The sequence below is a fragment of the Clostridia bacterium genome (assembly GCA_016887505.1).
Taxonomy (GTDB): Bacteria; Bacillota; TC1; order TC1; family UBA5767; genus UBA5767.
This window is the reverse complement of sequence record CP069393.1, coordinates 265,071-280,198: the sequence shown is the minus strand read 5'-3', so window position 1 is coordinate 280,198 and position 15,128 is coordinate 265,071. Positions and strand designations below refer to the sequence as shown.

Here is a 15,128-nt window from a genome sequence, read left to right as displayed (position 1 = left end):
CTATCTCATTGTTTCGATATATTTAGCCGTAATCCTGCAATCTACGACAAATGGTCTAGAAAGAGAAACACCCAGGAACTAATTCCTAGGGACTGGCTCTGTTCCATTTTTCTCTGTCCTGTCTTATACTTAGAGAAGATACAACAGGAGGAGCAAAATGAGTAAAGTATCGTTTAAAAGCGACTATGGTGAAGGTGCCCACCCGCGCATATTAAAGGCCCTAATTGACCACAATATGGAACAACAAGCTGGATATGGCAATGATGATTACAGTATAGAAGCTTGCCGATTGATCCATTCCCACCTCAAATGTGAGCACTCAGAAGTTCATCTGCTCAGTGCCGGTACCCAAACCAATCTCGTCGCCATATCTAGTATCTTAAGGCCCTATGAAGCCTGCATAGCTGCCTCTTCCGGACATATAGCCACCCATGAGGCAGGTGCTATTGAAGCTACTGGGCATAAGGTTGTGACCGTGGATACACCCGATGGTAAATTAACACCAGACTGCATTCAGCCCCTCATCTCCCTACATAGCGATGAGCACATGGTTCATCCCAGGTTGGTTTATATCTCCAATCCTACTGAATGGGGTACGGTATATGATAAATCCGAACTAGCTCTACTAAGCGATTTCTGCCAAAAACATAACCTATATCTTTATTGCGATGGAGCGAGAATTGGTCAAACACTAGTGCACCCAAATAGTACGCTTACCTTAGCGGACTATGCCCTATACACAGACGCTTTCTTTATTGGTGGTACTAAAAATGGTGCTCTTTTAGGCGCTGCCTTAGTATTAAATAACAAAGAATGGCAGAGCCATTTTCGCTATCTACTTAAACAACGTGGTGCTCTCCTTGCCAAAGGACGCATTCTGGGGCTTACCTTTCAAACCTTTTTTAGGGATGGACTCTATGAAGAACTCGCTCTTCATGCCTACCGAATGGCCGGTCATATGCGAAACGGTCTAGCTGCACTCGGTGTAAACTTTTTCGTGCAATCTAATACCAACCAATTGTTTCCCATACTGCCTGATGACTGCATCGAGCGTCTCTCCCATCATTTTGATTTTTATGTTTGGGCTCAGGCTACAGATAAGAACTCTGTCATCCGTTTAATTACTTCCTGGGCGACAAAAAAAGAAGACATCGATTGTTTCTTAGCGAAGGCAAAAGGTTTACTGCAAGAAAATAATGAAAACTAGGAGGTTGTCATGAAAGAACTAGAACAGCTTAGAAAAATTAAATCCGTTGTTTTTTCCACATCATGGAAAAACGAACCTTTTTCAAGAATCATCGACCTTATGCTTGTCGAAGATGAAAGCTTATTTTTTGTAACAGGAAGAGGTAAAGCTTTTTACCGGCAGCTTAAAAATAATCCAGTTGTATCGATTACTGGTATGGATGAGAACTATACTATGATTCGCTTAAAAGGAGAAGCCAAGCTCGTTTCAGAAAAACAAATGGATACCTACAGACAAAAGATTTTTGAAGAAAACCCTAGCCTCAAGTCAATCTACAGCCCTAGCCAACGAGACATTTTGGATGTCTTCTATATTGACTCTGGCCATGGTGATCTTTTTGAATTAAACAATCACCCACCTACACGCAAACAGTTTTCCTTTGGTCTAGAACTATCTGCTCCATGGGGTTATGAAATAGGGAAAGCGTGTATTCGCTGTGGCCGTTGTGTCCCATTATGCTGTACTGAAGCGATTAGTAGCGGTGATCCAATCTTTACGATCGATTCATCCCTATGTCTAGAATGTGGAAAATGCGTTGAAGTCTGCCCTGTCGATGCCATAAGCCTAGCAGAAAATACTACTGATGGCAGATGACTTGACTGGCTACATGGCAAACAAGTTTCCAGGCATACAAAAAAAACCTACTATTATAAATAGTAGGTTTTTAAGCTTCTTAAATTTAAGAGTTCACAATGTAAACTCAATAATTCAATTGTTTCGTATTATCTTGCTGATGATACGTTTTCAGCTTGTGGGCCTTTAGCGCCTTGAGTTACATCGAAAGTAACTTCTTCGCCTTCGTCCAAAGTTTTGAATCCATCTTTGTTGATGTTTGAAAAGTGAACAAATACATCAGTACCGTCTTCACATTCAATAAAACCAAAACCTTTTTCACCATTAAACCATTTTACTTTTCCGTTTGCCATATTCTTTTCCTCCAAAATTTTATTCCCTAAACTCATTGCTCAATCTCATCAATAAAATTTGGAAGCTAGGCGTATATGTATATAACATATCTCTTGTCTATTTCTCCAATATGAATAAAATCTTTACATTCAATTCAAGGTACTCTGTAATAATAATACATTAAGACAGTAAAAGCAACTGTTTTCGTATAAAATAATAAATATTCCATAAATAGTTTTTTTTACTAACCATCCATGGGTAAACTTCCCTACCAAACCAGTGACGTAACTACCTTCAAGACAAAGTGTAACCTACTATCGCCATCTGCGCAACAATAAGGTCTATCTCTATAAAATGACCGCTTTCTCTTCATCGTAAGGATTATTGTTGTTAGAAGGCCAAGATAACCTTTTCTTTGATTCTATATTGGGCAAGGACCAGTCTGAAATTGGCCATAGTCAAAATGCTCTTCTAAGGTTCTTCCATTTTTCCAAGATCAGCGTATCGCCATTGTCATCTTTATTATTGACTTGATCTTTCCGTACGATTTCCTATCGAGCAATCCCTGCAGAAGCCTTGATGTTTTACGCATTTTTCGTATAATTAGAATATTGTAATTTTGCGATACTACTTTTGTGGTATATTTATTGGATAAGAAATGACTTAGGGAGGCACGTAGATGAAGAAAGGTTTTGACCCCAAGAAATATATGGATGAACAGTCCGCTGCAATCTTGGAACGAGTAAACGATTACGATAAGCTTTATTTGGAATTTGGAGGTAAACTCTTGTTTGACCTTCACGCCAAACGTGTTTTACCAGGGTTTGATGAGAACGCTAAAATTAAGCTATTAGAAAAGTTAAGAGATAAACTTGAAATTATCATTGCTGTTTATGCTGGGGATATTGAACGGAATAAGATCCGCGGTGACTTTGGTATCACGTATGATATGGATGTACTTCGACTGATTGATGATCTGCGAAACCGCAACTTGGAAGTCAACAGTGTTGTAATTACGCGCTATGACCAACAACCTTCAGCCAATATTTTCATGAATAAACTTGAGCAGCGTAATATCAAAGTATATACCCACAAGGCAACGGAAGGATATCCTACTGATGTCGAGAAAATTGTAAGCGATGAAGGGTACGGTGCAAATCCGTTCATTGAAACAACAAAGCCCATCGTCGTCGTTACTGCTCCAGGGCCTGGCAGTGGCAAGCTCGCTACTTGTCTATCCCAGCTTTATCATGAGTATAAAAATGGCAACGTTGCCGGTTATTCTAAATTCGAGACCTTCCCAGTTTGGAATCTACCTCTTAAGCATCCAGTCAATATTGCTTACGAAGCAGCCACTGTGGACTTGAATGATGTTAATATGATTGATAGTTTTCACCTTGATGCATACGGTGAAGTAACCATCAACTATAACCGGGATATTGAGTCATTCCCCGTTTTAAAACGAATTATTGAAAAAATTACCAAGCAAGAATCAGTCTATCAATCTCCAACGGATATGGGTGTAAATCGTGTTGGGTTTGGCATCTATGATGATGAGGTAGTTCAAGAAGCTTCCCGGCAAGAAGTAATAAGGCGCTATCTTAAAACCTCTTGTGATTATAAAAAAGGGCTTGAATCCAAGGCATCTGTCCAAAGATCCTTCCTCATTATGGAAGAGCTTGGCCTAAAGGTTGAAGACAGGTCCGTTGTTTTACCCGCTCGAAATAGAGCAGCCTGTTTGAAAAAGGAAAATGGAGACAGCAGTATCTGCTCCGCTATGGCCTTGGAACTGGATGATGGTACCATTGTGACCGGCAAGGGCTCTAGTTTGATGAATGCCAGTGCTGCGGCTATCTTGAATGCAGTTAAAAAGCTTGCCAATATTGCGGATGAGATTCATCTAATTTCTCCCGTTGTTCTAGAACCAATACGGAGTCTTAAAACCAAAACGTTGGGTGGAGACAATGTAACACTGAACTGTGAAGAAATATTGATTGCGCTCAGTATCTGTGCCGCAACCAATCCCACAGCCCAATTGGCAATCGACAAACTAACTAATCTGCGAAGCACCCAAGCACACTGCACCACCATACTGAGCCATAGTGATGAAAAGATATTCCAAAAACTTGGTATTGACGTTACTAGCGACCAAGTTTTTGCTTCTGAAAATCTGTTTTACAATATATAGAAAGCGTATTTAAACCAGAAACATACATCAAAAGAGCCTAGGAAATTGAACTTTTTCCTAGGCTCTTTTGATGAATAGGCAGTAGACTCATATAATTTAAGGCATCTGCCTAGTAATGCAATCTTCATTTAAGCTTTAGAGAACTCTCCCAAATTGCAAACTTTTTCGCAAAAGTTATTGCATGAGCAGGACTAGTCGATGGTAGTTTGTGGTACTCTCTTTTAGTATCAAATCCAACTTTTTTGCGATAGGTATCATAGGCCTTGGCGCCATTAAAAAAGACTTTTTCTATTTTTGGATTTTCACGAAAAAGCGTTTCAAAATCATTTGCTTCTTCCTGGCGAATATTCGAGTCCAAACTCCCTTTCCTGCTGCATCTACCAATCACATCCCAGAGTCCGATGTGATGGTGAAGCAATATTTGTACTCTGTGCTGGTAGTCTTGTGTCATCTCTTCATTCAGTAACTGAAACATGATTTGCCAGAAGGTATTGCGGGGATGCGCATAATATTCATTTCTGTTCAATGATTCAATGCCTGGAATTGAACCCAGTATAAGCATATTGCACTCACTGTCTATGATGGGTTCAAATGAGTTGATATTATCCATTCCTCTAGCCTTATCTCCATTCTAGTACTTTCACTCCATACCTTACTCCTGCTACCTGGCTATCTGCGTCTTTTAAGCCAAAAATGTTGTTTTCCCACTCCTGGCAAGATCGCCAATTTTTACTAATGAATCAAAATTTCTTACGTTCGCTAGTTGAAGGAATTTTCATCTCCTGCCTATATTTCGCTACCGTTCTTCGAGAGATTTGTATGTTTTCCCCTTTCAAGATATCTGTGATCTTTTGGTCACTGATGGGGGACTTTTTATCCTCTGCATCTACAAGCTCTCTGATACGCACTCTGATTCCGATGGAGGAAACATCCCCTCCTGATTGACTATTTAAGCCACTAGAAAAGAAATCTTTCAATTCAAATATCCCCCATTTGCATTGAAGATATTTTCCATTGGAAACTCGGCTCACAGTAGACTCATGTAGCCCTGTGTCTTTGGCAATTTCTTTCATTGTCATAGGTTTCATGGCAATTGGTCCTTCTTTGAAAAAACCACCTTGATGCTTAAGAATCGTATCCGCTACAGTCATAATACTATCTTTTCTCTGTTCAATACTACGAATCAACCCGATGGCAGCATTGAGATTGTTCCGAATATATTCAGAAGTTTCTAAGGCAACACCTTCTTTTTTCAACAAACTACGGTAAAATTCGTTGATATACAGTTTAGGTAGTCCGCCCTCATTTCCAATTAACTGAAAATCACCGTTCAACTCGCTCACAAACAAATCTGGTCGAATATATTTAGTCCCTTTTCCAGAGTAAAAGGCCCTTCCAGGACGCGGTTCGAATTCTCGAATCTTCTCTAGATATCCTTCCAGTTCCTCTAATGAAAGTGACAGCTTTGCTGCAACTTGACGCACACGATTTCTGCCAATATCTTCTAGAAACTCATCCACTAGGCGTCTAAAGGTTTCATCCTGAAGACCAGCTTGGTCAGCCTGTATTCGCAAACATTCTTCAAGCGACCTGGCACCCACGCCCGGAGGATCGAATGATTGTAGTAGCCCAATCGCGGATTTCAGCATTTCCTCCGATATTCTAAACATTTCAAGCAATTGAGCATCGTCAATTTCTAAATATCCATCTTCATTAACGGAGCGGATTAGATAGATTAGTAGTGCATGCTCCTGCGGCTCTATTTCAAGAAAATGAGTCTGTTTTACAAGATGTTCCTGTAAAGTGACCTCCCCAGCAATGAGACTAGCATAGTCTACCGTTTCATCGAATGACGGCATACTCCCCCTCTTATCGTTTGGTAGTTCTGCTAATTCTTCCCAGTCTACTTCTTTCATATCAAGCTCTGGTTGCGCATCATTTAAAGTCAGCAAAGGATTGACCAATAGCTGTTCTCTGATAAACTGCCCTAGTTCTAGCGTACTATACTGCAATATCTGAATCGCCTGACGAAGTTCGGGCGTCATTTTCAATTTTTGTTTTTGAGATTGTACTACGTTAACACCCTGACGAATATCCATATCTAAGTCCTTCCATTTTTATTCTCTACCTTGTTTACTTCTATAATCAAATACGTCTTCCCTTTCAAGATAGGACTTTCTACAAATAGAAATCAGCACTTGCTTCGTATTGCACTCATATTGCTTTTACATTAGAAAGCCCTTATATACTCTAACGGAATTTGACTCAAGATTCTATACAATTTTTGCAAATTTAAAAAAAAGAGCGGCCAAACAGCGCCGCTCCATGATTATCTCATTTTTATTGCTCGTACTTCATAGTCCCCTGAATGGAAACATCATCCATATCATGTGCTTGAATCTGATAGTCAGATAAGGTGTAAAGGTAATCTCCTATGTAGATGATTCTCCGGATATTCTTCACACTATTATACCAATAATCACCTGCTGTCTTATAATCTTGACTACTCAAATGAGTCGCCTTCCCTTTCAATTCAAAGCCCCGTTCAGGATCTATATGAAAAACATATGCACCTTGAAATTCAAAGCTACTCCAATTTTCAGAATTTTCCTGCATTACAGTAATGGGAAAAGCCATTAGAGATTTTTCTTTTGAAAAAAGAAGAGCCTTATGATTATCCAATAGTTCAGAATAAGAACCACTATCCCCAATAACCACCGTATCCTTCTCAATGGGGTTTTCTACATCGGTTACATCGAATAAGCCAATTTTCATACCAGCAATACTCGTTCCCCATTTGGTTTCTTCGGTATCCTTTCCAAAACCGATGATATGGTTTTCATCATAGGGATGTAAATAATCACTAAAACCTGGTATCTTCAGATATCCCAAAACCTGTGGGCTCTGAGGGTTAGACAAATCGATCACATAAAAAGGGTCAACTTGTCGGAACGTTACCATATAGGCTCTATCACCCATGAAACGTACTGCATATATTCTTTCTGTAGGAGCCAAACCTTCCAAATCACCGATAATATGTAAGTCTTCATCTAGCATATACAAATTATTTTTGGAGGTTTGTTCATCGGTACGCCAAGAATCCCCCGTTGTTGTAGCAATGCGAAAATTCCCTTTGTATTCGTCCATGGAAAATTGGTTTAAAATTGTTCCAGGCACCTTGCCCTTGGTTTCATAGCTAATATTTCCATCTTCTATCGCAAACTTAAATACTTCTGTATTTAACTCATATACTGGGAAATATAATTCTTCTGTACCGCTATTGTCCGAATCATAATAGTAATCATAGCTAGTATACGCCACATACATATTTTGTTGCGAAACGTAAACACTCTGACCTGAGCCAAGGTAAACGTCCACGTCAGCCTCTTTATCTTTTGCACCGATGTCTAAACCAAGCGTAATCAGGAAATTACTCTCCACACTACCTGGAAAATAACGTATTTCATCATATCCAATCGAGCGTTCTTCACCCATCAAGCTATCAAATATTGCTGGCATAGATTCTGTTTGTTTATCTAAATAACTAGGATAAAAATACTGATTGGCAACCAAGTAGAACTTGTCTTCTAGTAATCGCGACGTTATATACGAGCCTTCCAACTCAATCGTCCTTTCCTCCTCAGGTTCCATACGATTCGAAACATCATAAATCAGCACTTTGAGTGAAGACCCACTCCTTGTGGATTTGAGCCCTGCCTCTGCCAGCATGGGCTCATAGAGATAATACGGCCTATCTGTTACACCGACCACGATAAGCTTATCCTTAGAATAATACATCTCCCTTGCAGTAAAACCTTCATCTAGTTCAAGTTTGCTAGTTTGAAGAATCGCATCTCCATCCACCTTGGATATGGCAATTTGATTTGCACTAGTTCGAATATGATAGATGTATTCTCCGTCAGTTTTTACAATATCTGCTTCATCGACCCCACTAACCTGAACGTTGGTTTCAGAAAAATCAGTAGTTCCTGCAGCATCATCCGTTGCACTAGGCGCGGGCGTATTTGCGATCATATCTTCAGACTTTGTTGCCTCTTCTAAGACCATACCTGTATGAAATACTTCGTATTGGCTGTTCTTATCTGCATACTCCAAGATAGACACTAGTCTCTCTCGACTGCCGACTATTGGCAAATCTTTTAGCATTTTAGCCGGACCTGTCCCAGATTTAATCCGAACCATTCCATTTGTTTCATCCCAATCAACCTGATTTTGGAATGATTCTGAAATAAAACGAAGTGGAACCAGCATCCTCCCATCACGAATACCCGCTGGGACATCCAAATCAAACATCTCGCCATTTATACTAGCAAAGCCGCTGTCTGCTTTGATCGCTAACGTATCGTCTTCGTTATAAGCGGAGGCAATTTTCAATTCATTATTCCAGTCAACTCGAAGACCTAGTTCCTCAAAAATCTTACGGAAGGGAACCAACACTCGACCATTCGTTAGTATCGGCTGCACATCGAATTCAACAATCTCACCATCAAGTTCCACCTGAATATCTTGGTAGGTCGTTGCACCCAAAGTAAACATCAGCATGGCCATCAAAAAACACAAAAGTAACTTTTTCATAATTCTTCCCTCCCATCGGTTCATCAAAAGAATCTGAGTCGAACTACCTGTAAATGTTTAGATTTTCTTGTGTCTTGTCTTTAGTCATTACTATATATTTTGACGCACAAAGCCGAACTATGTTCCAATTCTATAAATGGTTTAAACCGCCATTAGCCTTTCAAGCCTAACCATATTCGAATCCTCTATGACAGTAACCTTTCGACGGCTAGCTCTGTTTCTCCTTCCAAGCCCCACTACTAAACTTTTTAGTACATGCCATAGCAAATTGCGTTATCTCAATAAGGCCATTATTTTTATACGAAAACCAAATCCAATCTTGTCCAGCTCATAGGTATATGGTATTATCTAGCGAAGGGAATGAGGTTCTCCCTTAGCTACGGCTTAAACCGCTTATACAAGCTGATGACTTCTGTGACGAATTCACAGGAATCTTCAGCTTTTTTTTGCCCTGTTTCAAGGAGGATTACATATGCTATTTAGTATTGCACTCATTACCCTACTAGGTTTTTCACTAAGTGAAATATTCAAAAAATTGGCTCTTCCGGGCCTCTTAGGCATGCTTGCCACCGGGATTCTTCTGGGACCATATGTATTAAATCTTATTTCACCAGATATGCTTCATATATCAGCAGACCTTCGAGAAATGGCCCTCATTGTTATCCTGATCCGGGCAGGTCTTTCTCTCGATTTAAGGGACCTCAAAAAGGTCGGCAGGCCAGCCATCCTAATGAGTTTCATTCCTGCCAGCTTCGAGATTGGCGCCATCATTCTTTTGGCTCCCATACTGCTAGGTGTTACCCGGATTGAAGCAGCCATACTGGGCGCTGTTGTTGCTGCTGTATCTCCTGCCGTGGTGGTTCCACGTATGATTAATCTTATAGAATCTGGTTACGGAAAAGATAAAGCCATTCCCCAATTGATTATGGCTGGCGCAAGCGTGGACGATATTTATGTAATCATTCTTTTTACCTCTTTTCTTGGTATGTATCAGGGAGCTGGTTTTTCTCCAATGAGCTTATTTAAGGTTCCTCTATCAGTCATCCTAGGGCTGGCTTTCGGCATATTTCTTGGATTCCTAATGCAAAAATTCTTCCGCATCTTTCATATGCGCGATACGGTAAAGGTACTCTTAATTCTAAGCATATCTTTTCTTTTGGTCACGTTGGAAGCAATCGCAAAGCCCTATGTTCCCTTCTCAGCCCTGCTTGCTGTTATGGCTCTAAGCGGAACCATCCGGGAGCACTATGAAATTCTTGCAAATCGTCTTATGGGCAAATTCGGAAAAATCTGGGTAGCTGCAGAAATTCTCCTTTTCGTTTTAGTTGGCGCAGAAGTAGATATCGGTACGATACGTACTGCAGGTTTAGCTTCAATCCTACTTATTGTTAGTGCCTTAGCTTTCCGGATGCTAGGAGTCAATATCTGCCTGATTAAATCCCGATTAAATCTCAAGGAACGACTTTTTTGTTCTGTAGCCTATCTACCCAAGGCAACCGTACAAGCTGCAATTGGCTCTATTCCCTTAGCTGCAGGCGTTGCTGCTGGTGATACAATATTGGCTGTTGCCGTAATGGCCATTATCATCAGCGCACCTATTGGAGCAATCGGTGTGGATAAGCTCTATATGAAACTACTGGCACCACCTGAATCGAAGGCGTAAAGCCAAGCAATTATGAATACAGCTATTCTCGTAAGGTATGCAGAAATCGTTAACTTTTAAGCATTCTTCTTCATGGTTCATAGAGAACATTCACTGTAAAATATAGATGTAGAAGTGAAAATTGATTGAAGAGAGGATATGAAAATGAGAGTTAATGACAGGCATGTATCATTCTACTATCAAGATGACAAAGAGTATGGTGAAATTAATATTGAGCCGCACAAGACCGCATTACTCATCATAGACATGCAGAACTTTTTTGCTAAAAGAACACCTAGTGAGCAATTAGACGCTGCCGCACTGAAAGAGCAAACACGTTGGGAGCCCTTCTACCAAACGGTAGATGATGTGGTCATTCCGAATAACCAAAGAATTCTTACACATTTTAGAAAAATGAATATGGAGGTCATTTTTGCTCGAATCACCTGTCTAAAAGAAAGTGGCCGCGACCGTTCCCTCGTTCAAAAAGAAAGTGGATTCAACAACCTATATCTTCCTATTGGCGATAAACAAGGGGAAATAATTGATGAACTTACGCCACAAAAAGATGAAATTGTCGTCATGAAAACCACAGACAGCGCCCTCACAGGAACTAATCTACGGCTTATTCTTAGAAATATGGAAATCGACACAGTGATTGTAACTGGCTTGTTTACGGATCAATGTGTGTCCTGCAGTGTACGAAGCTTAGCAGATGAAAGTTTCCGAGTTTATTTGGTTGAAGACGCTTGTATGGCAGCCACTCAAGAAATACAAAATCACGAATTAGAAATTTTGAATAACATTTACTGCCATGTGATTAACACTGAAGAACTATTCGAAGCCCTGGAAAAAGCAAACTAAGTTTATCCATGAATATATCAGAATCTTGTCCCTGTAAGACGCTTCTTACAGGGATCTTTTTTACCTTTTTTATCTTCTATCCCATTTGCTCTTGATTCGTGATTCACAAGAAACATTTACTTCCTGACTCGCATACTTTTCACTAAATATGCCTTAACTAAAAGGAAGCCATCGCACGATTGCGGTGGCTTCCAAATCACATGGGTCAGTTTTAAGAATAGTCGCTTACTCTAGGGTGTAATCCCATATAGTAAGACTATCTTTTCTCATATCGCTCTTTTCTTCATCGGTGCTTCCCCAATTGTACTCATAAATAGCACCTTCCCATTCGCCATACATAGGATTCGGCATTACAATAAATTTGCTTCCAAAGTCCTCCATGTATTCGTCTGTTATTGAAAATCTTTCATCCATTGTGACACCTGCAAAATCTTGCAAGAAGTCATTCAAATTATCTCCCATGTATAGAATTACATGATTGTCCTCTTCAACCATGGTCCTTCTCTCCGTTTTATCAGAGGAACCAGTTCTGAGCAATAGATGTTCTTCATCTACGTACGGAAGTCCTAGGTCATTAAGATTATTTTCTGTTCCCGTATATCCAGAATTATCGTCTAACACCTTACGATTAGAAACATAGAAAACTTCAACATCATTGTCTTCACAGAACATCAAAAAGTCAACAGCGCCAGGAAGTGCCGGTGCGATACCAGCTTGAATCCATGGATTCCAAGTATCTGCAGAATAGCCAAAATCTTTGCCAATGAGCCATGCTTCATACGGGCTATTATCTAAGATTGTTTCGTCCAAATCAACTACGATGGCTCTTTGCATATCCACATCATCATCTTCTAGATCCATTTCTACCATCATTTTTGCAAGATTAAAGGTCTGATAGGATAACGCTCTAAACTCGGCAGAGGCTTGGTACCAAGCTGTGGCCATGACCAATTGTTCATTCAAATCAAGCGTCGTATATAGGTCCTCTGGCTCAGTTGATGGCGCAGATGCATCCATTTCTTCTTCTACCAGCAACACATCTCCAGGGAAAATGAGATTGGGGTTCATGATATCATTCATCTCAGCTAGTTTCTGGTAGGTTGTATCGTACATTGAAGCTATTTTAGACAAAGTATCACCGCTCTTAACGGTATAGGTCGCTGCATAGGCCGCTGTAGTAAAGCTCAGCAACATAATCAATGCTAGAATTATTGATAAACCTGTTTGTTTTCTATTCATTTCACTCTCCTTACTCGTTTCATTCATACCACATAATAGTATTATAAAACGTACAATAGCAAAAATAGCATGAAGGGTAGGCTCCTCCCATTCTAGTCGCTTATGTATGTAAAATAGAGTTTTTCCACGGTGTCAATCAAGACGCTTCCGGCTCGTCCCCCCTCTCAAAGTGTAAGTATCACAGGGAATCAGTTGCAATTGAAATGCCATAACTTTTCTTGCAACCATTCTCAAAAATCCCTTATGCTAAAAGCATTCTCCATAAAGCTCGTATTTCCTACTATTTTTTTGTATTTCCAAGTTTTCGGACATCTTTTTCTTCCATTTTCCGATACAGAACTCCAAATCATGACCACCCGTAAAACGGGTGGTTTGCACAACCCCTATAAGGGGATGTTACTGGCCAGCGCCTAAAGACGCTGGCTTTCACTTCGTTCAAGCCACTTTGCATTTGTCACTGTTGCCGCCCCTCAAGGGGCAATATTAGGTAACTAATTCTTAAACGGGTCCTTGTACTCTTTCACGCTCAGTTTATCCAACAGAATATCCTGCTTTTCCTGTTCCCGTATATACTTCTTAATTGTCGCTTCATTTAGGCCTACTGTAGTCACGTAATATCCTTGTGACCAGAAGTGTCTATTCCCGAACTTGTATTTCAGATTTGCATGTCTATCGAATATCATCAAGGCACTTTTCCCCTTTAAATATCCCATAAAGCTCGACACACTCATCTTCGGCGGAATGCTCACTAGCAAATGAACATGATCTGGCATCAGCTCGCCCTCGATAATCTCTACACCCTTGTATTTGCACAAGTCTCGAATTATCTCACGCAAACTCTCTTTATATTGATTGAAGATTATCTTTCGTCTATACTTAGGTGTAAATACGATATGATATTTGCACATCCACTTGGTGTGCGATAAGCTATTTGATTTATTAGCCATAAAATCACCTTTCCTTTTGTTATATTAGTAGCCTGAACAACTCTAGTATAACGGAAAGGTGATTTTTGTTGTTTAACAACTGTTTCCGCACCCGCATAGCGGGTGGTTTTATGTTTCGCTTGCTTCGCAGCTCAACAAGCTAAAGCCACAATAAAAAAATACCCTGCCGAAAGGCAGGGCATTTATGTTATTCTACAAATCGTATCCGCTTATATCAATGCTAATTTCTCCAGATTTAAGTCCCTCGATAATTTTTTCTATTTCAGCTTTTGCTTCAGGAAACTCTTCATCATAGCCATGCCAATCAGCCAGTGAAATTGCATTTTCAGCTACACCAAGCTCATAGGCTCCAGCCTCATACGTACCGTTAGCAATCATCTCCGCCATGTAAGTAAATAGGATTGGTGAGTCCTTGATTACACTCTGAACCACAGCTTGAGGTGAACGTTCATTTTGGTCTACGTTTGCACCAATAGACCATTTGCCTCTTTCGGTAGTTGCTTCAATCGCGCCCATGCCAGCTTGGTCTGCCAATGCAAAGATTACATCTGCATCTTCATCTAACATGGCATATGCGGTTTCTTTCAGACCTGCTACATCATCCATGCTGCCAGTCATCACGGTTCTAACATCAATATCTGGGTTCACATACTCAGCACCAGCCATAAAGCCCAAGATTGGCATACGTATCGGTGGAATATCCAAACCGCCGATACCAGCAACGACATCGCTTTCCGTAATCAACGCAGCCAAGGCACCAGCAATGAATCCTTGTTGTGGTGCTGCAAAGTTTACAGAACTAAGATTTGAGCCATTGGTAATATCACTAGATACAATAATAAACGTAGTATCGGGAAATTCTTCAGCCACACGTAATGCTGGATCGCCAAATTCAAAACCGTGTCCAAAGACGATATCATAATCTTGAAGAGCGAAATTTCTAAAAACTTCTTCCATATCAGAGCTGGAAACATTTTCCACATAACTGATATCAGCGCCAAATTGTTCTTCTATGGCTAGTAGGCCATTGTAGGCTGTAGCATTCCATCCCATATCATTTATAGGACCTGGCATTAGTGCAGCTACCTTCATGGGCATAGCTTCCTCAGCCGGCTCCTCGGATGGCTCCGCCGCTGGTTCTTCAGTCGAGGTACATCCAGTGAATAGGGCAAACACGAGCATAAGTACTAGCAATACAGAAAGTTTCTTTTTCATAAAAATTCTCCTCTCGTTCTCTTGCGATAGCAAGGATCTCACACAATGCTGTAGCTTTTTTAGTCAAACAGCAAGGACTCAATCCACCCGGAATACGGGAAGAACAGCTGTAGCTTTTTGCGTCAAACAGCAAGGACGAATCTCATTTCGACTAGATTAAACGTTTAACTAATCGATTAAAAAAATAGCTCCATTTTTGACTACACTTATTCCTCCTCTGAATTGATTTCCAACAGTGTACCTGTTGGTTAAATGACTTAGATATAAATATTCCATAATAAGTTG

Annotated in this window: 12 protein-coding genes; 5 read left to right on the top strand and 7 right to left on the bottom strand. The window is 40.2% G+C overall.

All coding sequences use genetic code 11. The features are described 5' to 3' along the window. Positions 1-157 precede the first annotated feature (157 nt). Entirely contained in the window at positions 158-1,207 is a 1,050-nt protein-coding gene (locus JR334_01235) for an aminotransferase class I/II-fold pyridoxal phosphate-dependent enzyme (GenBank protein QRN85886.1), read from the top strand. A 9-nt stretch (positions 1,208-1,216) separates the two neighbouring features. Continuing rightward, the gene (locus JR334_01230; protein QRN85885.1) at positions 1,217-1,840 is read left to right on the top strand and encodes a 4Fe-4S binding protein; all 624 of its coding nucleotides are present in this window, start codon (positions 1,217-1,219) and stop codon (positions 1,838-1,840) included. A 128-nt stretch (positions 1,841-1,968) separates the two neighbouring features. Here JR334_01230 and JR334_01225 read toward each other — a convergent pair whose 3' ends face one another. After that, entirely contained in the window at positions 1,969-2,172 is a 204-nt protein-coding gene (locus tag JR334_01225) for a cold shock domain-containing protein (GenBank protein ID QRN85884.1), read from the bottom strand. A 659-nt stretch (positions 2,173-2,831) separates the two neighbouring features. Here JR334_01225 and JR334_01220 point away from each other — a divergent pair. Continuing rightward, positions 2,832-4,340: a DUF1846 domain-containing protein gene (locus tag JR334_01220; protein QRN85883.1), complete on the top strand. Its 1,509-nt coding sequence runs from the start codon at positions 2,832-2,834 to the stop codon at positions 4,338-4,340. Positions 4,341-4,464: 124 nt separating this feature from the next. On the opposite strand, the gene JR334_01215 is transcribed toward JR334_01220, so the two are convergent. The 3 genes from JR334_01215 to JR334_01205 form a co-directional block, all read right to left on the bottom strand. Beyond that, the gene (locus JR334_01215; GenBank protein ID QRN85882.1) at positions 4,465-4,950 is read right to left on the bottom strand and encodes a DNA-deoxyinosine glycosylase; all 486 of its coding nucleotides are present in this window, start codon (positions 4,948-4,950) and stop codon (positions 4,465-4,467) included. Positions 4,951-5,080: 130 nt separating this feature from the next. Beyond that, positions 5,081-6,439, bottom strand: coding sequence for an RNA polymerase factor sigma-54 (gene rpoN, locus JR334_01210; protein QRN85881.1), 1,359 nt, complete (start codon positions 6,437-6,439; stop codon positions 5,081-5,083). Positions 6,440-6,680: 241 nt separating this feature from the next. Beyond that, positions 6,681-8,936 carry a beta-propeller domain-containing protein gene (locus JR334_01205; protein ID QRN85880.1) on the bottom strand — a complete coding sequence of 752 codons (2,256 nt, stop codon included), beginning with the start codon at positions 8,934-8,936 and terminating at the stop codon, positions 6,681-6,683. A 472-nt stretch (positions 8,937-9,408) separates the two neighbouring features. Here JR334_01205 and JR334_01200 point away from each other — a divergent pair, with 472 nt between their 5' ends. Next, positions 9,409-10,599: a cation:proton antiporter gene (locus JR334_01200; GenBank protein ID QRN85879.1), complete on the top strand. Its 1,191-nt coding sequence runs from the start codon at positions 9,409-9,411 to the stop codon at positions 10,597-10,599. Positions 10,600-10,743: 144 nt separating this feature from the next. Beyond that, positions 10,744-11,442 carry a cysteine hydrolase family protein gene (locus JR334_01195; protein ID QRN86826.1) on the top strand — a complete coding sequence of 233 codons (699 nt, stop codon included), beginning with the start codon at positions 10,744-10,746 and terminating at the stop codon, positions 11,440-11,442. Between the two features lie 225 nt (positions 11,443-11,667). Here the strand turns inward: JR334_01195 and JR334_01190 are convergent, their stop codons facing one another. From JR334_01190 to JR334_01180, 3 genes are all read right to left on the bottom strand, one after another. Further along, complete coding sequence (locus JR334_01190; GenBank protein QRN85878.1) at positions 11,668-12,681, bottom strand: 5'-nucleotidase, lipoprotein e(P4) family; 1,014 nt, start codon at positions 12,679-12,681, stop codon at positions 11,668-11,670. 491 nt (positions 12,682-13,172) lie between these two features. Then, on the bottom strand, positions 13,173-13,628 hold the full coding sequence (gene tnpA, locus JR334_01185) for an IS200/IS605 family transposase (protein ID QRN85877.1): 456 nt from the start codon (positions 13,626-13,628) through the stop codon (positions 13,173-13,175). Between the two features lie 192 nt (positions 13,629-13,820). Continuing rightward, entirely contained in the window at positions 13,821-14,843 is a 1,023-nt protein-coding gene (locus JR334_01180) for a BMP family protein (GenBank protein ID QRN85876.1), read from the bottom strand. Between the last annotated feature and the right edge of the window lie 285 nt (positions 14,844-15,128).